The organism is Geothrix limicola (assembly GCF_030268085.1).
Lineage (GTDB): Bacteria > Acidobacteriota > Holophagae > Holophagales > Holophagaceae > Geothrix > Geothrix limicola.
The window spans coordinates 112,863-133,063 of sequence record NZ_BSDE01000005.1 but is presented as its reverse complement, the minus strand read 5'-3'; the positions used below and the strand labels follow the sequence as shown (position 1 = coordinate 133,063).

Annotated in this window: 22 protein-coding genes; 9 read left to right on the top strand and 13 right to left on the bottom strand. The window is 66.8% G+C overall.

The features are described 5' to 3' along the window. Nucleotides 1-42: 42 nt before the first annotated feature. Nucleotides 43-234, bottom strand: coding sequence for a hypothetical protein (locus tag QSJ34_RS13265; protein WP_285576016.1), 192 nt, complete (start codon nucleotides 232-234; stop codon nucleotides 43-45). A gap of 129 nt (nucleotides 235-363) precedes the next feature. Between QSJ34_RS13265 and QSJ34_RS13260 the strand changes: the two genes are divergently transcribed. The 3 genes from QSJ34_RS13260 to QSJ34_RS13250 are packed head-to-tail and all read left to right on the top strand — an operon-like array spanning nucleotide 364 to nucleotide 2,700. Beyond that, nucleotides 364-1,971, top strand: a complete 1,608-nt coding sequence (locus QSJ34_RS13260; RefSeq protein ID WP_285576014.1) for an amidase — start codon at nucleotides 364-366, stop codon at nucleotides 1,969-1,971. A gap of 49 nt (nucleotides 1,972-2,020) precedes the next feature. Continuing rightward, nucleotides 2,021-2,314: an Ada metal-binding domain-containing protein gene (locus QSJ34_RS13255; RefSeq protein WP_285576012.1), complete on the top strand. Its 294-nt coding sequence runs from the start codon at nucleotides 2,021-2,023 to the stop codon at nucleotides 2,312-2,314. Nucleotides 2,315-2,343: 29 nt separating this feature from the next. After that, nucleotides 2,344-2,700: a hypothetical protein gene (locus QSJ34_RS13250; RefSeq protein WP_285576010.1), complete on the top strand. Its 357-nt coding sequence runs from the start codon at nucleotides 2,344-2,346 to the stop codon at nucleotides 2,698-2,700. A gap of 97 nt (nucleotides 2,701-2,797) precedes the next feature. Here the strand turns inward: QSJ34_RS13250 and QSJ34_RS13245 are convergent, their stop codons facing one another. The 3 genes from QSJ34_RS13245 to purS all read right to left on the bottom strand — a co-directional run bounded on the left by QSJ34_RS13245 (nucleotide 2,798) and on the right by purS (nucleotide 4,700). After that, complete coding sequence (locus QSJ34_RS13245) at nucleotides 2,798-3,658, bottom strand: AraC family transcriptional regulator (RefSeq protein WP_285576008.1); 861 nt, start codon at nucleotides 3,656-3,658, stop codon at nucleotides 2,798-2,800. A gap of 107 nt (nucleotides 3,659-3,765) precedes the next feature. Beyond that, nucleotides 3,766-4,464, bottom strand: a complete 699-nt coding sequence (gene purQ / locus QSJ34_RS13240) for a phosphoribosylformylglycinamidine synthase subunit PurQ (protein WP_285576006.1) — start codon at nucleotides 4,462-4,464, stop codon at nucleotides 3,766-3,768. Then, on the bottom strand, nucleotides 4,464-4,700 hold the full coding sequence (purS, locus tag QSJ34_RS13235; RefSeq protein ID WP_285576003.1) for a phosphoribosylformylglycinamidine synthase subunit PurS: 237 nt from the start codon (nucleotides 4,698-4,700) through the stop codon (nucleotides 4,464-4,466). Before purS ends, purQ begins: the two co-directional genes overlap by 1 nt. Before the next feature lie 186 nt (nucleotides 4,701-4,886). On the opposite strand from purS, the gene QSJ34_RS13230 reads away from it, so the two are divergent. Both QSJ34_RS13230 and QSJ34_RS13225 read left to right on the top strand, forming a co-directional pair. After that, a complete protein-coding gene (locus tag QSJ34_RS13230; RefSeq protein ID WP_285576001.1) occupies nucleotides 4,887-7,208 on the top strand; it encodes a molybdopterin-dependent oxidoreductase in 2,322 nt (773 codons plus the stop codon). Then, the gene (locus QSJ34_RS13225) at nucleotides 7,208-7,675 is read left to right on the top strand and encodes a hypothetical protein (protein WP_285575999.1); all 468 of its coding nucleotides are present in this window, start codon (nucleotides 7,208-7,210) and stop codon (nucleotides 7,673-7,675) included. The genes QSJ34_RS13230 and QSJ34_RS13225 overlap by 1 nt, the downstream gene beginning before the upstream one ends. A 41-nt stretch (nucleotides 7,676-7,716) precedes the next feature. On the opposite strand, the gene QSJ34_RS13220 is transcribed toward QSJ34_RS13225, so the two are convergent. Together QSJ34_RS13220 and QSJ34_RS13215 are read right to left on the bottom strand one after the other, a co-directional pair. Next, a complete protein-coding gene (locus tag QSJ34_RS13220) occupies nucleotides 7,717-8,136 on the bottom strand; it encodes an MGMT family protein (protein WP_285575997.1) in 420 nt (139 codons plus the stop codon). Next, nucleotides 8,136-8,498 (bottom strand): DUF2203 domain-containing protein, encoded by a 363-nt coding sequence (locus tag QSJ34_RS13215; protein ID WP_285575995.1) that lies wholly within the window; start codon nucleotides 8,496-8,498, stop codon nucleotides 8,136-8,138. Before QSJ34_RS13215 ends, QSJ34_RS13220 begins: the two co-directional genes overlap by 1 nt. 28 nt (nucleotides 8,499-8,526) lie before the next feature. Between QSJ34_RS13215 and QSJ34_RS13210 the strand changes: the two genes are divergently transcribed. Genes QSJ34_RS13210 through QSJ34_RS13200 form a run of 3 tightly spaced genes read left to right on the top strand, consistent with a single transcriptional unit; the run spans nucleotide 8,527 to nucleotide 10,922 of the window. Beyond that, on the top strand, nucleotides 8,527-9,219 hold the full coding sequence (locus tag QSJ34_RS13210; RefSeq protein ID WP_285575993.1) for a hypothetical protein: 693 nt from the start codon (nucleotides 8,527-8,529) through the stop codon (nucleotides 9,217-9,219). Beyond that, a complete protein-coding gene (gene lpxB / locus QSJ34_RS13205) occupies nucleotides 9,216-10,343 on the top strand; it encodes a lipid-A-disaccharide synthase (RefSeq protein ID WP_285575991.1) in 1,128 nt (375 codons plus the stop codon). Before QSJ34_RS13210 ends, lpxB begins: the two co-directional genes overlap by 4 nt. Nucleotides 10,344-10,403: 60 nt before the next feature. Continuing rightward, nucleotides 10,404-10,922 (top strand): hypothetical protein, encoded by a 519-nt coding sequence (locus tag QSJ34_RS13200; protein ID WP_285575990.1) that lies wholly within the window; start codon nucleotides 10,404-10,406, stop codon nucleotides 10,920-10,922. Here the strand turns inward: QSJ34_RS13200 and QSJ34_RS13195 are convergent. From QSJ34_RS13195 to QSJ34_RS13185, 3 genes are read right to left on the bottom strand one after another with little or no spacing between them, the layout of a single operon-like run. Next, entirely contained in the window at nucleotides 10,909-12,126 is a 1,218-nt protein-coding gene (locus QSJ34_RS13195; RefSeq protein WP_285575988.1) for a hypothetical protein, read from the bottom strand. The genes QSJ34_RS13200 and QSJ34_RS13195 overlap by 14 nt on opposite strands. 17 nt (nucleotides 12,127-12,143) lie before the next feature. Continuing rightward, nucleotides 12,144-12,959, bottom strand: a complete 816-nt coding sequence (locus QSJ34_RS13190; protein WP_285575985.1) for an energy transducer TonB — start codon at nucleotides 12,957-12,959, stop codon at nucleotides 12,144-12,146. Next, a complete protein-coding gene (locus QSJ34_RS13185) occupies nucleotides 12,956-13,393 on the bottom strand; it encodes an ExbD/TolR family protein (RefSeq protein WP_285575983.1) in 438 nt (145 codons plus the stop codon). The genes QSJ34_RS13190 and QSJ34_RS13185 overlap by 4 nt, the downstream gene beginning before the upstream one ends. Nucleotides 13,394-13,568: 175 nt before the next feature. Between QSJ34_RS13185 and glgC the strand changes: the two genes are divergently transcribed. After that, a complete protein-coding gene (gene glgC / locus QSJ34_RS13180) occupies nucleotides 13,569-14,786 on the top strand; it encodes a glucose-1-phosphate adenylyltransferase (RefSeq protein WP_285575981.1) in 1,218 nt (405 codons plus the stop codon). A 1-nt stretch (nucleotide 14,787) separates the two neighbouring features. On the opposite strand, the gene QSJ34_RS13175 is transcribed toward glgC, so the two are convergent. The 4 genes from QSJ34_RS13175 to QSJ34_RS13160 all read right to left on the bottom strand — a co-directional run bounded on the left by QSJ34_RS13175 (nucleotide 14,788) and on the right by QSJ34_RS13160 (nucleotide 20,150). After that, on the bottom strand, nucleotides 14,788-15,912 hold the full coding sequence (locus tag QSJ34_RS13175) for a PQQ-dependent sugar dehydrogenase (protein WP_285575979.1): 1,125 nt from the start codon (nucleotides 15,910-15,912) through the stop codon (nucleotides 14,788-14,790). A 99-nt stretch (nucleotides 15,913-16,011) separates the two neighbouring features. Further along, nucleotides 16,012-16,866 carry an MBL fold metallo-hydrolase gene (locus tag QSJ34_RS13170; RefSeq protein WP_285575977.1) on the bottom strand — a complete coding sequence of 285 codons (855 nt, stop codon included), beginning with the start codon at nucleotides 16,864-16,866 and terminating at the stop codon, nucleotides 16,012-16,014. Between the two features lie 126 nt (nucleotides 16,867-16,992). Next, the gene (locus QSJ34_RS13165; protein ID WP_420798859.1) at nucleotides 16,993-18,960 is read right to left on the bottom strand and encodes an alpha-ketoacid dehydrogenase subunit alpha/beta; all 1,968 of its coding nucleotides are present in this window, start codon (nucleotides 18,958-18,960) and stop codon (nucleotides 16,993-16,995) included. Nucleotides 18,961-19,154: 194 nt separating this feature from the next. Beyond that, entirely contained in the window at nucleotides 19,155-20,150 is a 996-nt protein-coding gene (locus tag QSJ34_RS13160; protein ID WP_285575973.1) for a GAF domain-containing protein, read from the bottom strand. Nucleotides 20,151-20,201 lie beyond the last annotated feature (51 nt).

Here is a 20,201-nt window from a genome sequence, read left to right as displayed (position 1 = left end):
ATCGTCAAAGGTTGTGATCTGGCTCAAGACCCTTGACTCCTATCACCTGCCTCCCAGGATCCGCCCCGGCAGCAGGAACAGCCCCCGCACCAAGCCGAAGGCCCCCTCCACGGCAAAGCCAAGGATGCGGAAGGGCAGGAGCAGCAGCCAGATCAGCGGGTAGAGGAACAGCGCCACCAGGGCCAGGGGCCAGCAGATCACCAGCAGGATGAGCCAGAGCAGGAATGCGGCCATGGGAGCCTCCGGAGTCCAGGATCCGGCGCCGTGACCGATCAAGCTGGGAGATATCGGCGAGTGCGCCCCGGAAACCGGCGGATGGTCATTGCTATGATCCTTTCATTCATCCATCCAAGCGGAGTGCCCATGCCGAACGCTGCCGTTCTTCCGATCCTCGACCGCCGTGCCTTCCTGGGTGCCGGGTTGGCAACGGGTGCGGCTGTGCTCGTGGGAGGCGATCTGAAGTCCACGACTTCCAAGGGGCTGGTGCTGGAGGAAGCCACGGTGGAGGGCCTGCAGGCGGGGCTGGTGGCGGGACGCTGGACGTCGGCGGAGCTGGTGCGCCGCTACCAGGCGCGGATCCGGGCCCTGGATCAGGCTGGTCCCACTCTGAAGTCGGTGATTGAGCTCAATCCAGAGGCCCTGGCCATCGCGACATCCCTGGATGCCGAACGGAAGGCGGGTAAGCTGCGCGGGCCCCTGCACGGCCTGCCCGTGCTCATCAAGGACAACATCGACACCGCGGACCGCATGAAGACGACGGCGGGATCCCTGGCCCTGGCGGACGCGCCGCCTCCGAAGGAAGACGCGTTCATCGTGAAGCAGCTGCGCGAGGCGGGTGCGGTGATCCTTGGCAAAACGAACCTCAGCGAGTGGGCCAACCTGCGTTCCACGCGCAGCAGCAGTGGCTGGAGCGGACGCGGCGGGCAGACGCGCAATCCCTACGCGCTGGATCGCAGCCCCAGCGGATCCAGCTCCGGCTCGGGCGCCGCCGTCGCCGCCAGCCTATGCGCGGTGGCGGTGGGCACGGAGACCGATGGCTCGGTGGTGAGCCCCGCGAATTCCAACGGCCTGGTGGGGCTGAAACCCACCGTGGGCCTGGTGAGCCGCAGCGGCATCATTCCCATTTCGCACACCCAGGATACGGCCGGCCCCATGACGCGCACCGTTCGCGACGCCGCGATCCTGCTGGGGGTCCTCGCGGGCAGCGACCCGCGCGATCCCGCCACCCGCGAAGCGGATGCGCATCGCGACAAGGACTACACACGCTTCCTCGTGAAGGATGGCTTGAAGGGTGCGCGCCTCGGCCTCGTGAAGAACCTGATGGGCATCCACGCTCACGTCGACGCCGTGATCCAGCCCGCACTGGACCTGTTGAAGCGCCAGGGCGCGACGCTGGTGGAAGTGGAGCTGAAATCCGCCGCCTACGAAGACGCCGAACTGGAGGTGCTGCTCTACGAATTTAAGGCGGGCCTGAACGCCTACTTCGCCGGCCGCGGCGGAGCGGTGAAGGATCTGGCGGGGCTCATCGCCTTCGACGAGTCGCGGCGCGACGAGGAGATGCCCTTCTTCGGCCAGGAACTGGTTCTGCAGGCCCAGGCCAAGGGGCCACTCACGGATCCAGCCTACCGGGCGGCCCTGGAAACCTGCGCCCAGGCCCGGCGGGACATCCTGGGCCTGCTGGAGAAGCACCAGCTGCAGGCCCTCGTGGCGCCCACGGGCGGTCCGGCCTGGCTCATCGATCACGTGAACGGCGACAGTTTCGGCTTCAGTTTCTCCACCCCGGCCGCGGTGGCCGGATGTCCCCACCTCACGGTGCCTGCGGGCTTCGTCTTCGGCCTGCCCGTGGGGCTTTCCTTCGTGGGCGGCCCCTGGCAGGAAGGCGGCCTGCTGACCTTGGGTTACGCCTTCGAGCAGGCCACCCGGGCCCGGAGGGCGCCGCGGTTTGCCGCGGGTGCGGCCGTACCCCGTTGACAGGAAGGCCGCCAGCCCGCACCCTGAGCCCTTCTCACCAGGAGATTCCATGAATCGAACCCTGCTTGCCCTTCTTTTAACCGTGTCCGTGGCGTCCATGGCGCAGGAATCCAAGACCAAGCCCGCCGCCAAGCCTGCGCCCGCGGCGAAGCCCGCTCCGGCTGCCGCTCCCGCCAAGGCGGCTCCCGCGACCGCCATCGTCGCCAACAAGGACTCCAAGACCTACCATCGCGCCGACTGCAAGACCGCCGCGAAGATCAAGGACGCCAACAAGACGACCTTCGCCAGCGCTGCCGACGCGGAAAAGGCCGGCTTCAAGGCCTGCAAGATCTGTAAACCCTAATCCACCACCGCGACAACGAGGAGTTTTCCATGAAGATCCTGATGCCCCTGATTCTCGGCGCCTCCCTGGCGCTTTCCGCCCAGATCCCCACCAAGGAGGAACTGAAGGCCAAGGCCGATGCGGCCGTGGATGCGGGCAAGGCCAAGGCGGACGCGAAGGCCGAGCAGGCCAAGGCCAAGGCCGATCAGAAGGCCACGGACGCCAAGACCAAGGTCGATGCCAAGGCCGGCGGCGTGCCCGTGGCCGGCGATACGGTGAAGGCCGCCACGGCCAAGGGCGAAGCCAAGGCCAAGGCCGGTACCGACAAGGCCAAGGGCAAGACGAAGAAGGGCGCCGAAAAGGGCGCCACCAAGGCCAAGGCGATCACGGAAAAGGCCGCCAAGTAGAATCCGGGGGTTCCTCGCTACGCGAACACCCCCGGGACCCCCGCGCAAAAGCCCGGCGGAGCCGGGCTTTTGCTTGTTCTCAGATACGAAGGGCGCCCTACTGCTTCTTCGGGAACTGCCGCTCGTAGGCTTCCTGGGCGTATTCGCTGGGGGGCACGCCGAAGCGGCGCTTGAAGGCGCGGGTGAAGGCGCTGGCGTCGTAGAACCCGAGGATCTTGGCCACGTCACTGGGGCGTTCGCCGTTGGCCAGCAGCGTGACGGCGCGCTGCAGGCGTCGCTCGATGAGGTACTGGTGCGGCGTGGTGCTGGTGGCTTCGCGGAAGAGGCGGATGAAGTGGTCCGGCGTGCAGCGGGCCATGGTGGCCAGTTCGGGCACGCTGTTCTTCGATCCGAGGTGGACTTCCATGTGGTCCAGCACGAGCTGCAGGGTGGAGCGGTTCAGGCGGTAGGGGAAGCGGCCCCGGTCCTCCTTCTCCGTCAGGCGGGAGAGCTCCGCGCCGAGGAGGATGAGAAAGAGTTCCCGCGTCATGAGCTGCACGCCGTCGGGATTCGCCAGCTCCTGGGTGAAGATGCTGAAGAGCTGCTTGAGACTGAGGCTGCGCAGCACGGCGAAGCTGGATTCCTGCCACTTGCGGGGCGGGTGTTGCAGCGAGGACAGGAGCGGTTCGGGGAAGGGGCCTTCCATGAACAGCGCCGTGAAGCCGAAGGGCGTGTTGGCGTGGTGGCGCTTCAGCGTGTGGCCGAATCCCGGCAGCAGCAGGGCCAGGTCGCCGGAGCGGATGACACCTTCTTCGCGGTCTTCGCCCGTGCAGACGCGCACGGCATGGGTGGGCTGCAATAGCGTCCACGCGTCCCTGGCGGGCAGGAGCTTGCCGGGCACGGGGTCGCGCTTCAGCACGGCCAAGCGGAGCGGTCCGCTGGTGTAGGTTAGGAGGTTTTTGGCTTCTGGATCGCTCATGGCTCAGGAATAAACAGATATGCCTATCGAGGCGTTCCGGAAGGATGACAGGAAAAATCACCCCAAGGGCGTGAAAATTTCACACCCCGTCCGCATTGTGATCCCCGTCAGGCCCGGGCGAAGGCTTCCGCGAGGCTCCTGAAGATGCCCAGACCGCCTGTGGGCCCGAGTTTCGGGTCCACGGCCCTTTCGGGATGGGGCATCATGCCCAGCACATTTCCCTTGAGGTTCGTGATGCCCGCGATGCCGTTCACGGCACCGTTGGGCACGTGGGCCTCGCCGATTTCCCCGGCCGCCGAGCAGTAGCGGAAGGCGACGCCACCCCGGGCCTCCAGGTCCGCGAGTTCCTCGGGCTGAAGGGTGAAGTTGCCTTCGGCGTGGGCGATGGGCACACGGAACACGTCACCGGCCTTCATGGCGCGGGTGAAGGGCAGGTCGGCGCGCTCGACGCGCAGGTGGACGTCGGCGTGGATGAAGCGCAGGGATTCGTTGCGCAGCAGGGCGCCGGGCAGCAGCTGGGCCTCGCAAAGGATCTGGAAACCGTTGCAGACGCCGAGCACCAGGCCGCCGTTGTCGGCGTGCCGCTTCACGTCGGCCATGATGGGCGAGAGGGCCGCGATGGCGCCGCAGCGCAGGTAGTCGCCGTAGCTGAAGCCGCCGGGGATGATGACGAGTTCGGTGTTCTCAGGCAGGCGGGTTTCCTGATGCCAGACGGGGATCGTGTCCCAGCCCATCACCGTGCCGCAGGCGTGAAGGGCGTCGTGGTCGCAGTTGGATCCGGGAAAGACGGGAACGGCGACCCGCATCACAGAACCTCGATGGAGGCCTTCTCCATCACGGGGTTGACCAATAGCTTGTCGCACATGGCCTGGGCCTTCGCCTTCACGTCGGCGAGGTCGGTGCCGGGGACGTCCATTTCGATCAGGCGGCCGATGCGGACGTGGTCCACTTCGAACCCGAACCCGTGCAGGCCTTGTTCCACGGCCTTGCCCTGGGGATCCAGGATTCCGGGTTTCAACTGCACCGACACGCGCACCTTCATGGGGTCCTCCGGCCTTCATTCTACCTGAGCGGCCGCGGGACTGGCTCCGCAAGGTGAATGGCGAAGCCTGTATAAGCAAATGCTGATTCAAGAGAATAGAAGCCTAATGCCTGAAGTCACAACCGGGTTGGCAAGAAAAAAAGACCGATTCATCCTTTTTTATTCCTCGGTCCCAAAGGAGCCCCCATGCGCGATTTCCTTTCACGACGCGATTTCCTCCGGACCGGCGCCGCCGCAGGCGCCGTGGTGGGTGGTTTGACGGCCATCAACCCCCTGGAGGCAGGCGCCGCTCCCACCAAGGATGTAGCCTGGGAGAAGTCCGTCTGCCGTTTCTGCGGCACAGGCTGCGGCGTCATGGTGGGCACGCGGAACGGCAAGATCGTGGCCGTGCAGGGGGATGAAAAGAACCCCACCAACAAGGGCCTGCTTTGCATCAAGGGCTACAGCCTGCCGGGCATCGTCAGTGGCCAGGATCGCCTCACCTCGCCCATGATCCGCAAGGGCGGCAAGCTGGTGAAGGCCACCTGGGACGAGGCCTTGGATCTCGTGGCCAGGAAGTTCGGGGAGACTCTGAAGGCCCACGGGCCCGAGTCGGTCGCCATGTATGGCAGCGGCCAGTGGATGATCACGGACGGCTATGCGGCTTCCAAGTGGTTCCGGGCGGGCATGGGATCCAACAATGTCGAGGCCAACGCCCGGCTTTGCATGGCCTCGGCCGTCACGGGTTTCATGACCACCTTCGGAAGTGACGAGCCCATGGGCTGCTACGAGGATCTGGATCTCTGCGACGTGCTGGTGCTCTGGGGCAACAACATGGCGGAGAACCACCCGGTGCTCTTCAGTCGCGTGTTGGAGAACAAGCGCAAGAACCCGAAGATGCAGCTCATCGACCTGGCTACCCGGCGCACGCCCAGCACGGATGCGGCGGATCTCTACGTGGAATTCCAGCCCCAGACGGATCTCGCCCTGGCCAACGGCATCTGCCACCTGCTCATCAAGAAGGGCCTGGTGGACCGGGACTTCGTCGAGAAGCACGTGGTGTTCAAGAAGGGGAAGACGGGCATCGGCTATGGCCTGGAGGACAGGTTCAAGTTCGCCGACGAGGCCAAGCTCTCCACCTTTGATGAATTCACGACTTTCCTGGCGGACTACTCGCCCGACAAGGTGGAGAAGCTGACGGGTGTGCCCGTGGCCACCCTCGAACGCTTGGCCGATACCTTCGGCAATTCCAAGCTCAAGGTGATGTCGGTCTGGTGCATGGGCGTGAACCAGCACAGCCGCGGCACCTGGATGAACAACCTCATCTACAACGTCCACCTGCTCACGGGCCAGATCTGCAAGCCCGGCGCCACGCCCATGTCGCTCACGGGCCAGCCCTCCGCCTGCGGCACCGTGCGCGAAGTGGGCACCCTGGCCCATCGCCTTCCGGCCGACATGGTGGTGATGAATCCGGAGCACCGCGCCCTGGCCGCGAAGATCTGGAAGGTGCCCGTCGAGAAGCTGAATCCCAAGCCGGGCCTCAACACCGTTGAGATGTTCCGCGCCTTCGATCGCGGCGACATCAAGTGCCTGTGGATCCAGACCACCAATCCCTTCGTGTCCATGCCCAACCTCAACCGCTACCGAAAGGGCGCCAAGAAGGGAGAGGGCCGCTTCATTGTGGTGAGCGACGTCTATCCCACGGAGACCACCCAGTTCGCGGACGTGATCCTGCCCGCGGCCATGTGGGTGGAACGCGAAGGCATGTTCGGCAACACGGAACGCCGCACGCAGCAGTGGAACCAGCTGGCCACGCCGCCCAAGGGCTGCATGGCCGACGACTGGCAAATCCTGGAGGTGGCGCGGCGCATGGGCTACGGCCATCTGTTCCCCACCGATCCCAAGACCTATGTCCGCGAACTCTTCGAAGAATACCGCCAGTTCACGCTGGGCAATGGCAAGGACGTGGCCTCGTACGAGGACTTGAAGAGCCATCGCGGCCTGCGTTGGCCCGTGGTGAACGGCAAGGAGACGGCGCGCCGCTACGTCGAGGGTGAGGATCCCTATGTGAAGCCGGGTGAGGGCATCAAGTTCTACAAGAACAAGGCGGATGCCGGAAAGGCCGTGGTTTGGCTGCGCCCCTTCGAACCCGCCGCCGAGGCGCCGGACAAGGACTATCCCTTGTGGCTCAGCACGGGCCGCGTGATCGAGCACTGGCACACGGGCACCATGACCCGCCGCGTGCCGCAGCTGAACCGGGCCGTGCCGAAGGCCTTCGTGGAGGTGCATCCCGAGGACGCCAAGGCGCTTGGCATCCAGGATGGCCAGACGGTGCGCGTGGTCTCCCGGCGCGGCACCCTGGACCTGCCCGCGCGGATCGACGGCCGCTGCAAGGTCCAGAAGGGGCACTTGTTCATCCCCTTCTTCGATGAAAGCCTGCTGGCGAACCTCCTGACTTTGGATAGCTACTGTCCAATATCGGCCGAACCCGACTACAAGAAATGCTCGGCCCGGCTGGAGCGGGTGTGATGCGCGCCGCCCTGCTGATCGTCCTCTCCATCGCAGCCCTGGGCCTGGGCGCGGGCCCAGTGAAGCCCAAGGCCGCCTCCAAGCTTGAGCGGCAGATGACGCCTTACGCCCCGCCGGTCATTCCGCATCCCGTGGAGAAGGGCCAGGCCTGCACGGATTGCCATGGGGTGCCGGATTCCGGCGCCCCGGACCTGCCCCACCGCATGATCGCCAACTGCCGCGCCTGCCACATCGAGCAGCAGGCCGCGAAGCCCTTCCGGGGCAATGCCTTCAAGGCCGAGAAGGAGCTGCCTGGCCCCAACCGCGCCACCTTCCCGGGCGCGCCTCCCACCATCCCGCATCATGTCCACATGCGCGAAGTCTGCGTGGCCTGCCACGGCAAGGAACCCCGCCACGGCGCCAAGGCCCCCCATCCCGAGCGCGCTGCCTGCACCCAGTGCCACCTGCCGAGCGGGGCAGGGCAGTAAACAGACCTCCGCAAAAGCCAGGAAGAAAGGCCTGAAGGGCATTACGGCTTGTTTCGCGTCCTCGGGCCTACCTTCGTGTTCTTCGTGGAGGTTCTTGGCTTCTTCGTTTCCCCATTCCACCGATGGGCCTCGAGGTCGAGATTGCCCTTGTCATCCACCTCGATGCCTTCGTCGCGCAGGCGCCCGATCTGCTCGAAGGCGCCCCACCAGCGGCCGCGGCTGGGCACGTAGCCCTGCGTGTTGACCACGCGGTGCCAGGGCAGCTTCGTGCCTTCGGGCAGGCCCGAGAGCACCATGCCCACCTGCCTCGGCCGCTGCGGGAAACCCGCCAGGGCCGCCACCTGGCCGTACGAGGCCAGCTTGCCCTTGGGGATCTTCGCCACGATCGCCAGCACCAGCGTTCGGAAATCGGGCGCTGGATCGTTCTTCTCTGCGGGTTGCATGGACTTGGCCTTGGCCATTAGGCCTGCACGCCCGGCCGCTGATCGGCGGGCACACGGGACCCGAAGCCGCCTTCGTAGCTGTGCCAGTGGCCGAGGTCATCCTCGGGATAGGCCCAGCACCAATAACCATCGCCCGAATCGAAGTCCACGAGCCAGAGGCCCTTCACTTCGGCCTCCAGATCCTGCATGCTCTGCTGCCAGCTCTGCACGAGGATCTGCAGCCGATCCCGGAGCGCCTCGGCGCGGGCCTCATCATTGGCCTCTTCCGCTTCGTTCAATTCCTCGGCAAGGCTCGCGGCGAGTGTGTAGACAGGTCCCGTGGTGGCCTTCACCTGGGGCATCATGGCCCGCGCTTCGTCCAGGGTGAAAATGCGGCCCATGGTGCCTCCGTTGCTCCATGATAAACCCATGCGGTTCGTGCCCCTGATTTCGTCCCATTCCGATCCAACGCCCTGGCTCTCCCTGGGGCCCCTCATGCTCCGGTGGGAGGGCGGCCTGCATGCGCAGTGGCCCTCGGCCGTGCGGCGTGGGCTGGCCGTGCATGCTGTCCACCTGCCCGGCGAAGCGCCGGTGGAGGAGGGCATGGAGGTGCTGCGCCACGGCCTAGGTGCGGATTTCCTCGTCATCCCCGTGGGTCGCCCGCAGACCCGCGAAGCCGGATTCAGGATCCTGGGACAGCTGGAAACGCTGTTGGAAGCCACCTCGGGTCGCGGCATCAAGCTGGCGCTGCGCCTGGAACCCGGTGCCGAATCCGCTATGCTGGACCTGCTCCGGCAGGCCCATGGAGAGGCCGTGGGATTCTGCTGGCATCCCGGCATCTTGGATGCCGAACCCCTCGCCGATCGGCTCTGGTGCGGCGTCTGCGAACCCGGGACAGACCTGCGTCCCCTGCAGGCCCTGGGCTACCGGTGGGACATGGCCCTGGCCGCCGAGGATCCGCAGACGTTTCGCAGCGAGGCCGCAGCGCTGGAGGCCGCCCATCCGCCCGTGCTGTTTCCCGCTGAAATGCCGACGACCGCCCTCGGAAGGCCCGTGGTGCCTGACGACAGCCTGGTCTTCGGTCAGCACCTGAACCCCGAAAGTCGGCGGGGGCATTCATGAATCGGACTCTGCTTGTGATCGCCGGCGAGGATTCCGGCGATCTCCACGGTGCCGAGCTGCTGCGCGAACTCAAGGCCCGCCGCCCGGACCTGCGCATCGTCGGTGTCGGCGGCCCGCGCATGACGCCCTACCTGGATCGCAAGTTGGCGGACGTAAAAGATCTCGCCGTCGTGGGCTTCATCGAGGTCATCAAGCATCTGCCCCAGCTGAACCGGCTCAAGCAGGCGATCCTCGCCGCCGCGAAGGAGGAGGCCATCTCCGGCGCCCTGCTCATCGACTACCCGGGCTTCAACCTGAGCCTGGCCGCGTCTCTCCGCAAACAGATGCCCGGCGTGAAGCTGCACCAGTACGTGTGCCCCCAGGTCTGGGCCTGGAAGAAGGGGCGCATTCCCAAATTGGGCACCCTGCTGGACACGCTCTACTGCCTCTTCGATTTCGAACCGGAGCTTTTCCAGGGCTATCCCGTGGACGCCAGGTTCGTGGGGCACCCCCTCGTGGAAGTGGTGAAGCCCGAATGCGGGCGCGAGGCCTTCTTCACCGAAACGGGTCTGGATCCTTCGAAGCCGCTGGTGGCGCTGCTGCCGGGGAGCCGTACGGGGGAGATCCAGCGCCTGCTGCCACCCATGGCGGCCCTGGCCCACCGCTGGCGACGGGAGCGGCCCGAGATCCAGTGGGTGTTGCCGGTGGCGACGACCCTGGATCCGGCTTTCGTGCGGTCCTACCTCGGGGAGGCTCCCGTGACCCTGGTCCAGGGGCGCACCTACGCGGCCCGGGCCTATGCGGACGCCGCCCTGGTGGCCTCGGGCACGGCCACCCTGGAGACCGCCCTGCTGGGAACCCCCTTCGCCATCGTCTACAAGCTGAATGGCCTCACGTACCAGCTCGCCAAGCGCATCGTGAAGGTGCCCCACTTCGGCCTCGCCAACGTGGTGTCCCGCCGCGAGGTGGCTCCGGAACTGCTGCAGGACGACGTCCAGCCCGAACGGCTGGCGCTTGAACTGAGCCGCCTGCTGGATCCGGACCAGGCCCGGCGCATCCGGGCCGACCTGGGAGAGGTGCGGGGGCACCTCGGCGAACCCGGCGCCGCGGGGCGCGTGGCCGAGGACCTGCTGAAAAAGCTCTGATTTCGCAATGCGGGATCAACGTTATGCTCCATCCGACCATCTAAATAAACGGAGGTGCCCATGTTGACCCTGCTGCTCGCCGTTCCCGCACTGGTCGCCCAAGCTCCCGCGGTGCCGCTTCCAGAACTGGAGGCCAAGGATCTCGCCGCCGCGCCCAGAGGTCCCATGACACCTCAGGGCCGTGATGCGGGCGCGGATCGGGACATCATGGGACAGGCCCGCATGGTGGCTCGGAGAGGGCCTTCCATTCCGGCGCTTCAATTACCCGCCGGAAGTTGCCGCGTGAAGGACAAGGTGCCGAACATCAGCGGATGGCGTGCCTATGCCATTGAGGTACCCGGGGGCGGAAGCGTGAAGGTGCATGTGGTGGAAGGCCGGAAGGCCTGGTTCCGTGTGCTGGGGGTGAACGCCTGGGGCCGCCTGGAAGAAGGCCTGCTGCAGAACCGCATCCCCACCGGTGAGCCCATGGCCACCTACAAGAACCCGGCGAAGGAGGCGCGCACCGTCTACTTCATCGTGGACAGCCTGGATGAAAACATGATCGGCGATCCCTTCACGGTGGAAGTCACTCGCCAGTAGCGGTTTCCACGGGCGGGGCGGCTGATTCGGCGGGCATCCGCTGGGGCAGGGCGTCCCGGAAGGCCTTGCGAAGGGAGGATGGCGCCGTGCGCCAGGCCTTCCAGGCCTTGGCGCGACTCGGGTAGGTGCCATAGCAGGCCTGCCAGAATCGCAGGCCATCCTTTCGCAGGAAGGGCAGCACGAGGACTTCGCTGGCCTTGGGTCCCGCGGCCCGTGCCACGGTGCGAAGGCCATCGGCGCGGCCCGACACCACCAGGCGCAGGGTCCAGGAGCCTTCGGGGGCGGCCCCGCGCTTGGTCTCACCCCAATGCAGGGCTTCGGTCACGTCCATGCGGTCCAGGGGCTTGGCGGCCTCCTCGGCGCTTTCCAGATCCTTTTCCGTGAGCACGCGCCGCGGCGCTTCCACGCGCACCTCCACGCTGCGGGAGGATCCGCCCATGAGGTTGCTCACGCTGAGCGTGTAGACCGTGGTCTTGTCGGGCACGACGGCGATGCTGGACTGGCCGTCCAGCTCGAGGCCGCCGGGTTCCAGGCGCACCCGGGCATTGCCCTGGCAGAGCCAGCGGAGGTCCACCTGTTCGCCGGGCTTCACGACGGCGCGGCTCGCTTCGAAGGTGCACACGGAGGCCGGGGCCGGCAGGGCGGCCGCCAGGTGCCCCAGCACCGAGACTTCGACGGTGCGGCTCTGGCCGCCGGCGGCGTTGTTGGCGGTGATGGTGTAGCGGGTGCTCTCCAAAGGTGTGACGGTGACTTCGCTCTTGCCGTCCAGTTCGAGGCCGCCGGGCTCCAGGCGCACCTTGGCGCTGCCCGCGCATTCCCAGCGCAGCACGACGGGTTCGCCGGGCAGCACGGCCTTGGTGCTGGCCTCGAAGGCGCAGATGCGGGCCGGATCGCCCAGGGCCATGCCTGGCGTCACGCGCACGTCCGCATGCCCCAGTTCAGCCCCGCCGGGCCGCCCATCGAAGACGCGGTACGTGGTCGTGTAGGCCGGGCGCAGCGTCACCTGGTACTTCCCCGGCAGCACCATGCCGCCCGGTTCCAGACGGATCTGCGGAATCTGCGGGAAGGCCCAGGTCAGCAGCACCGAATCGCCGGGGCGGACCTCCCTGGGCTCGGCCGTCACCGCGGTCATCATGCCGCCTGCCGGGGCGACGGGGGCCGGGGCTTGGGCGACGAGGGCGGCCAGGGGAAGGAGGGGAAGCATCCTGCGAGTGTACGCGCTCAGTTGCCCAGGTAGGTGAACCAGAAGCGCACGCCGAGGTAGGGCCCGTCGAAACCCTCGGGCAGGTGCTGCAGGGGCGCCGAGCGCAGCACGGCCATGCGGGCGCTTTCGTCCATGGCGGCGTTGCCGCTGGGGATCTCGACGCGCACGCGATCGAGGCTGCCGTCCTTGGCGATGCGGAAGTAGATCTGCACGCGGCCCTGGGTGCTGGAGACGCGGTTCCAGTTCGAGGTGATGCGGGTCTGCACCTGCTGCAGGTACCAGGTGTAGGGGAAGTCGCCATCGACGCCGCCCACCAGGCCCACGCCGCCCTGCACGCCCGAGGTGGGATTGAGGCCCGGGATGCCGCTGCCCGTGCCGAAGGCCGCGCCGTTGCCCGCGCCCACGGCGCCGGCCACGGGGTTCGTGGCGGCGGTCTTGCCTTTGGCCGTGGTGGTTCCGGTGCCCTGGCTCGCCGCATCCTTGTTGTCACCCTTGGCCGCAGCCTTGGTGGTCTTCGTCGCGAAGGGATCGGGGGCCGTGGCCGAGGGGGCAGTCTCTCGCACGGGCGCCACGTCCTCCACGCGCCGCAGGCGCTCGCCGGACTTGCCGATTTCCTGGGCCTCGGAGCCGCCGGAGGCACCGGCCATGGCGGCGGGCAGGTTCACCCAGGTGATCTTCGCCTCCTCGGGCTTGTCAGAGGCTCCGCCCCGGGGCCAGAAGAAGAGCAGGCCCAGGGCCAGGTGCAGGCCCAGGCTCAGGGCCAGGCCCGGCGCCCAGCGGAGCTCGCCGAGGTGGGCGCGGCTGCGGAGGTAGGCTTGGAGGTCCTGGCTCATTTCGCGGCGGCGAGGTCGATGGGGGGCGCCGCGGGCGCGGCGGCTGTGACAAAGCCCACCTGGGTGAATCCGGCCTCGCGGATGGCGTCCACCACCTGGATGACGCGGCCATAGGGCACGTTGTGATCCGCGCGCACGAGCACGGGGCGCTTGCCGCCGCTCTGGGCCTTGGCCTTCAGCTGGTTGGCGAGCACGGGCAGGGGCATGAAGGCCTGACCGAACTGCAGCCGCCCGTCGAAAGTGACCGACACCGTGAGGGCCTCGCTTTCCAGATTGCGGCCCGTGCGGCTCTCGGGAAGTTTCACGTCCACGCCCGTCGTCATCATGGGCGCCGCGATCATGAAGATGATCAGCAGCACCAGCATCACGTCGATGAGCGGCGTCATGTTGATGTCCGCCATCGCGCCGCGCCTGGATCCGGGGGTGAAGGCCATGGGTCTCCTGCTCTGAAGGTTCTAGTCTAGCGCGGGACGCGGCCGGAGCCGGAGCCCGTCCGGGGAGATCGGAGGCTCCCGGGAACGGGCTTGATTCAACGGGGGAGAGGGCGCATGTTGGCCGGAGCCGGCGGCCCCGGGCCCGGGGCGCCTGCCACCAGGATCGGGAGGTTCCATGCCGGCACAGACGCTCACCATCCTGCTCGCGGGCGGAAGCGGGTCGCGGCTGCAACCCCTGACGGCGGACCGCGCCAAGCCGGCCGTGCCCTTTGGCGGCAAGTACCGGGTGATCGATTTCACGCTCTCCAACTGCCTCCACTCGGGGCTGCGCCGCATCCTGGTGCTGACCCAGTACAAATCCCATTCCCTGCACAAGCACCTCCGGGATGGCTGGGCCATCTTCAATCCCGAATGCGGCGAGTACATCACCGAGGTGCCGCCCCAGATGCGCACGGGAGCCTCCTGGTACACGGGCACGGCGGATGCGATCGGTCAGAACCTCTTCCTGCTGGAGCGCAACAGCGCCGACAAGGTGCTGATCCTGGCGGCCGACCACATCTACCGCATGGACTACGCGGCCCTCCTTGCGGCCCACGACGAGAAGGCCGCCGACCTGACCATCGCCTGCATGAAGGTGCCCCTCGAGGAGGCCAGCGCCTTCGGCGTCATGGCCATCGACGAAGAATCGCGCATCGTCGAGTTCCAGGAAAAGCCCGACCACCCCAAGCCCATGCCGGACGATCCGCAGACGGCCCTCGTCTCCATGGGCATCTATGTGTTCCCGAAGGGGCTCCTCATCGAGGCCCTGCGTGAGGACAGCGCCAGGTCCGCCTCCAGCCATGATTTCGGCAAGGACCTCATCCCCCGCATGATCGCCAGCCACCGCGTCTACGCCTACGAGTTCGGCGGCTCCCGGGGCCGCGTCACGCCGGACCGCTACTGGCGGGATGTGGGCAGCATCGACGCCTACTACGAGGCGAACATGGACCTGCTCAAGCCCGTGCCGCCCCTGGACCTCTACCAGCGGGACTGGGCCATCCGCACCTACCACGGCCAGAACCCGCCTGCCCGCATGGTGCCCGGCGCGAGCGGGCGGGACGGCCTGATGACCAATTCCATCATGGGCGCCGGCACGGTCATCGTCGGGGGCGCCGTGCGCCATTCCATCTTGGCTTCCCGCGTCCACGTCCGCGAGGAGGCGGAGGTGGAAGACGCCATCCTCTTCGACCATGTGGTCGTGGGCGAGGGGGCGAAGGTGCGCCGCTGCATCGTGGACAAGCACGTGGTCATCCCGCCCGGCGAGACCATCGGCCTGGATGAGGAGAAGGACGCGCGGCGCTTCACCCGTTCCAGCAAGGGCATCGTCGTCGTGCCCGAGGCCTACAAATTCTGAATCAGGGCGTCGTGTACGTGACGCGCTGCAGGGTGCCACCGCCGCCCCGGCCGAGGACGAGGACCGAGCCGTCCGGTGCCACGCGGAGGTCCACGGGGCTGGAGAAGCCCGTCAGCCAATCGCTCACGAGGCCCGTGGCGGGATCCAGCCGGCGGAGCCATCCGCCGCAGTAGTCCATGAACAGGTACTGGTGCAGGAAGGCGGCGGGGAAGGTCGGCGTGGCGGGATCGTAGAAATCGCCGCCTACGATGGCGCAGCCGTTCACGTCGTTAAGGCCATGCTGATAGGTGTAGATCGGAGATACGTAGGCCGGATTGGAGGTCATGCCCTCGGTGGCGGGCCAGCCGTAGTTCGCGCCGGCTTGGCCCTTGTTGATCTCCTCCCAGGTGTCCTGGCCCACGTCGTTGATGAGCAGGAGGCCGGTGCCTGGCTGGAAGGCGAAGGTGTAGGGATTCCGCAGACCCAGGGCCCAGATGAGCCGGTTCTTGCCCGAGGTCTGGGCCAGTAGGGGATTGTCGGCGGGCACGCTGCCATCGGGGTTGATCCGGAGCAGCTTTCCCAGCAGGTTGCTGAGAGTCTGGGCGTTGCTGCCGGTGGCGTTCTCACCGACGCCGACATAGAGCTTTCCGTCGGGCCCGAAATGCAGGCCCCCGCCATTGTGGTTGGTGGCCGAGCTCAGGTTGTCCAGATCCAGCAGGACGACCTCGCTGCCCGGTTGGGCCTGATCCCCCGAGGCCGTGAAGCGGCTCAGCCGGTTGTGCACCGCCGGCGTGGGGGCGGTGTAGTAGACGTAGACATAGCCGTTGGTGGCGAAGGCCGGATCCACGGTCACGCCGATGAGTCCGCGTTCGCCGGAGGCGCTCACGGGCACAGTGAGGAAGGGCGTGGCCAGGAGGGTGCCGCCTTTCACCACGCGCAGGGTGCCGCCCTGTTCACAGACCAGGATGCGGCCGTCGGGGACCAGGGCCATGGCCGTGGGCTGGGCGAGCCCTGAGACGACGGTGGCCACGGAGAACTGACCGCCCGTGGGGGGTGGTGGTGGCGGAGGGGCAGGCGAGTTGGTGTGGTTGCCACCTCCGCAGGCGAGCAGAGCGGCCAGAAGGAGCGGAGCCATTCCAAGACGCATGAGCCCTCCCGGGGTGCAGCCTTGGATGCTTCCAACGGGGGATTGATTCCCGGAAAACGGTCTTCGAGGGCTGTTTCCGAGGGCGCTAATCCGTTTGGATTAGAGCTGGACTGGCTCGACGGCGTATCGCCCCTTGGCGTCCCGGCTCACAGTGCCCGCGGGGATCTCGGGATCGTGCTCGAAGACGCACACGGTGTCCGTGCCGGCGACTTCGGCGAGGAGCTTCAGGCGCTCGTCTACGCAGGTGACCACGTCCAGGTCGTAGCCCATGACCCAGGCGGGCTGGATGTGGCGGGCCGTGGGGATGAGGTCGGCCAGGTAGACGAGGCGCCGACCGCCCCCTTCGATCACGACGTTCTGCAGGCCCTCGATGTGGCCCGGGGCGGGACGCACAGAGATGCCCGGCAGGATCTCGGCGATGCCGTCCACGGTGTCGAGGAGACCCGCGGCCTCCAGGGGCTCCCAGGTCTTGGGCAGGTAGCTGGCCTTCACGCGCAGGTGGGGGTGTTTGGCATCCGCGAGATCCTTCGCCTGCACCAGGTAGCGCGCATTCGGGAAGCTGGGGACGGGGTTCCCAGTTGCATCGAAACGCGTGCTGCCACCCGCATGGTCGAAGTGGAGGTGGGTGAGGATGCAGAGGGTGATGTCTTCGGGCTTCACACCGAGTTTCGCGAGGTTGGCGTCCAACACGCCGCGGCCTTCGAATTTGAAGCGCGCCATGAAGTCGTCGGTCTCCTTGTCGCCGTTGCCGTTGTCCACGAGGATGACGTGCCGCTTGCCGCCGACCTCGCCGCGGATCAGCAGGCAGTTGGTGGCCATGAGGATCTGGTTCTCCTCGTCGGCGGGATAGATCTTGTTCCACACGACCTTGGGCACCGTGCCGAACATGGCACCGCCATCCAGCCGGAACGTGCCGCCGCTGACGATCTGGACATCCCAGGGACCGAACTGCATGGGGACCTCGGAGAGGAAGGATTCACCACGGAGGCACGGAGAGCACGGAAGGATCACGGGGAAGATGGCGAACCGGTTTCTCCGTGTGCTTTTCTCCGCGCCCTCCGTGTCTCCGTGGTGGGTCAGTTAGAAGGCCAGCACCTTCCGCGCCGCGGCCAGCACCTTGTCGGCGTTGGGCAGGGTGGCGCGTTCGAGGATGCGGTTGAAGCCCACGGGCGTGAATTCGGAGCCCACGCGCTCGACGGGGGCGTCGAGCCAGGGGAAGCATTCCGAGGCGGCGATGGCGGCCAGTTCTCCGCCGAAACCGCCGAAGACCTTGTCCTCGTGCGCGATGAGCACGCGGTGGGTCTTCTTCACGGACTTCACGATGGCGTCGGTGTCGAGGGGGCTCAGGCTGCGAAGGTCGACGACCTCCGCCGACTTGCCTTCCTTCTCCAGCTTGGCCGCGGCTTCCAGCGCGAAGTGCACGGGTGTACCGTAGGCGAGGATGGTGAGGTCGGTGCCTTCGCGGCGGACGCGGGCCTTGCCGAAGGGCACGGCGAAGTCCGGCGGCACGACTGCGTGGGCCATCTTCGCGTTGTAGAGGAATTTCGGCTCGAGGTAGAGGGTGGTGCCGCGGCTGCGCATGGCGGTGCGCAGCAGGCCCGCCGCGTCATCGGCGAAGGCGGGCACCACCACGCGGATGCCCGGCAGGGTGGTGAGCCAGCCTTCCACATTTTGCGAGTGGTAGAGGCCGCCACCGATGTAGCCGCCGGAGGCGATGCGGATGGTGATGTTGGGCGAGAACTGGCCGTTGCTGCGCCAGTAGTCGTGGCTCGTTTCCACGATCTGCTCGGCGGCAGGCCAGATGTAGTCGGCGAATTCGGCGCCTTCGACCACCACGCGGATCTTGTCGTCGAGGCGCGAGAAGCCGTTGGCGGTGCCGACGATGAAGTCCTCCGCGATGGGCGCGTTGAAGACGCGCTTCTCGCCGAACTCCTGCTGCAGGCCCTTCGACACGTTGAAGATGCCGCCCTTCTCCTTGTTGGCCATGTCCTGGCCCCAGATGAAGGTGTCGGGGTTGTGGCGGAATTCTTCCTTGAGCGTCTGGTTCAGGGCCGCGATGAGGCTGAGGCTGTCGCCGCTGGCCTGGTGGGTGCCCTCTGGGTACTGCGTGGAGACCCAACCTTCCGGAATGACGAAATCATGGATGCTGGCCGGTTCCGGATTGGGCGCGGCCATGGCCTTGTCGTGGGCCGCCAGGTAGCGGGCCTGGTTGTCGATCTCGATGGCCTTGAGCTCTTCCTCGCTGAGGCCGTTCTCCAGGCAGTAGGCGCGGAACTTCGGCAGGGGATCCTTGGCCTTGGCCTCGGCGCGCTCGGCGTCATCGCGGTAGAGTTCGTGGCGGTCCGAGTTGGAGTGGCTGCCGATGCGCACGCAGGTCGCATAGACCATGGCCGGGCCCTTGCCCGTGCGGACGTAGGCCAGGGCTTCTTCCATGGCGCGCATGGAATCGGGGAAGTCGAGGCCGTCGCACTTGATGATCTTCAGGTTGGGGAAGCCGCTGAAGTTGTCGCAGATGTGCTCGTTGGCGCTCTGATCGCGCTTGGGCACGGAGATGCCGTAGCCGTTGTCCTGGATGATGAACACCACCGGCAGCTGTTCGCGGTCGGCGCCGTTGATGCTTTCGAAGCAGTAGCCCTCGGAGAGGGAGGATTCGCCCTGGCTGGTGAACACGATGGAATCACGGCCGTAATACTTGATGGCGCGGGCGAGGCCCACTGCGTGCTGTGTGTGGTTGCCCGTGAGGCTGGACACATTCTGGATGCCGATGGAGGGCTTCCCGAAATGGTTGCTCATGTGACGCCCGGCGCCGGCGGCATCCGTGGCTTTCGAAATGCCGTTGAGCAGAATTTCTTCGGGGGTGAGGCCCGCCGCGAGGCAGGTCAGGAGGTCGCGGTAGTAGGGGAAGAGGAAATCGCGGCCCGCGCGGAAAGCGAGGCCCGCCGCCAGCTGGATGCCGTCATGCCCCGCGCAGGGCGCGTGATAGGACCAGCCGATGGCCTGCTTCAAGTAGTTCGGCGCCTTGTCGTCCAGCAGGCGTCCGAGGTGCATCAGCTCATACCAGTGGCAGAGATCCTCGCGACTGGGGGCATTGGAGCCATCCAGTGCGTTCAGGGCCGCTTTCACCAGGGTCGGAGTGTCCAACATCCACCTCCAAAAGGCCGGACTTCAACCGGCTGTACCAGAGCTTTTCATCATCCCACGGACGACGATGATGAGCCAGCAATGAGGTCGGGAGATCCGCTTCAGCCGCGGCTCCAGACGAGCGGGACCTTCTCCCGATTGGCGTCAGTGAAGGCTTTGGCGACGTGTCGCAAAGTCGACTTCAAGGTCATGTCCTTTCCGTCCGGAAGCCAGAGGGCGGCCCCGGTCGGATGGTCTCCGAGGATGCCGCGCAGGCGCGTGAGCAGGACTTCCGCGCCCGAATCGCTGGTGTGGGGCATGAGCAGCAGGTACTGATCGCTGGAGAGTTCGACGAGGAGATCCTCACCGCGCAGGTGAGTCGAAGCCGCGGCCAGCTTGCCCTTGGTGCCACTCACCATGGGCTGCGACCACAGCGCGAGGGCCATGGGTTCCCGCCGCCGGCGCGCCATGAAGAGCGCGGAGCGCAGCCAGATCTCGAGGTAGCGACGATTGGGAAGGCCCGAGCGCGCGCTCTGCAGGGCGCTGTCTTCGACGATGGCGCTGCTGAGTTCCAGGGCGTCCAGGGCAGCCTGGAGTTCCTGCTTGAGGTTCTCGGATTCCAGGGTCCGCGCGATGAGGTGCCCCATGGTCTTGAGCAGGGCCAGCTCCGCGCGGGTGAAGGGGTGGGCCGCATGGTGCTGCACGCAGAGCGTTCCCAGCACCTGGTCCTTCACCTTCAGGGCCACGCCGGCGTAGGCGTGGAGGCCGAGTTCCACGCAGCCCGTGGATTTGCGCCACCGCGGATCCGCGGCGGCGTCCCGGATGGTGAGCGTGCGTTCGGGATGGGCGATGACGAGCGGGCAGAATCCCTTTTCTGGCGATTCGAAGATGCCGTTCGTATCCGTGCGGCGGGAGGAAGCCCACCAGACCACCTCATGACCCAGCGCGGTGACCCGCGTCAGCAGCGCCTGATCCACGCGCAGGGCCTGCACGAGCAACGCGAGACCCTGCTCGAAGAGCTTCGCGGCGTCCGTGCGGCTGTCCTGTAGCAGGTCCGACAGGGCCGACAGGTGGTCCGAGGTGCCGCTACGACGCTTGACGGGCTTGGCCACGACCACGCGAGCTCCAGAGGTTTGTTCTAGGTTGCCGGTCTTTTGCGGAGGCGCAAG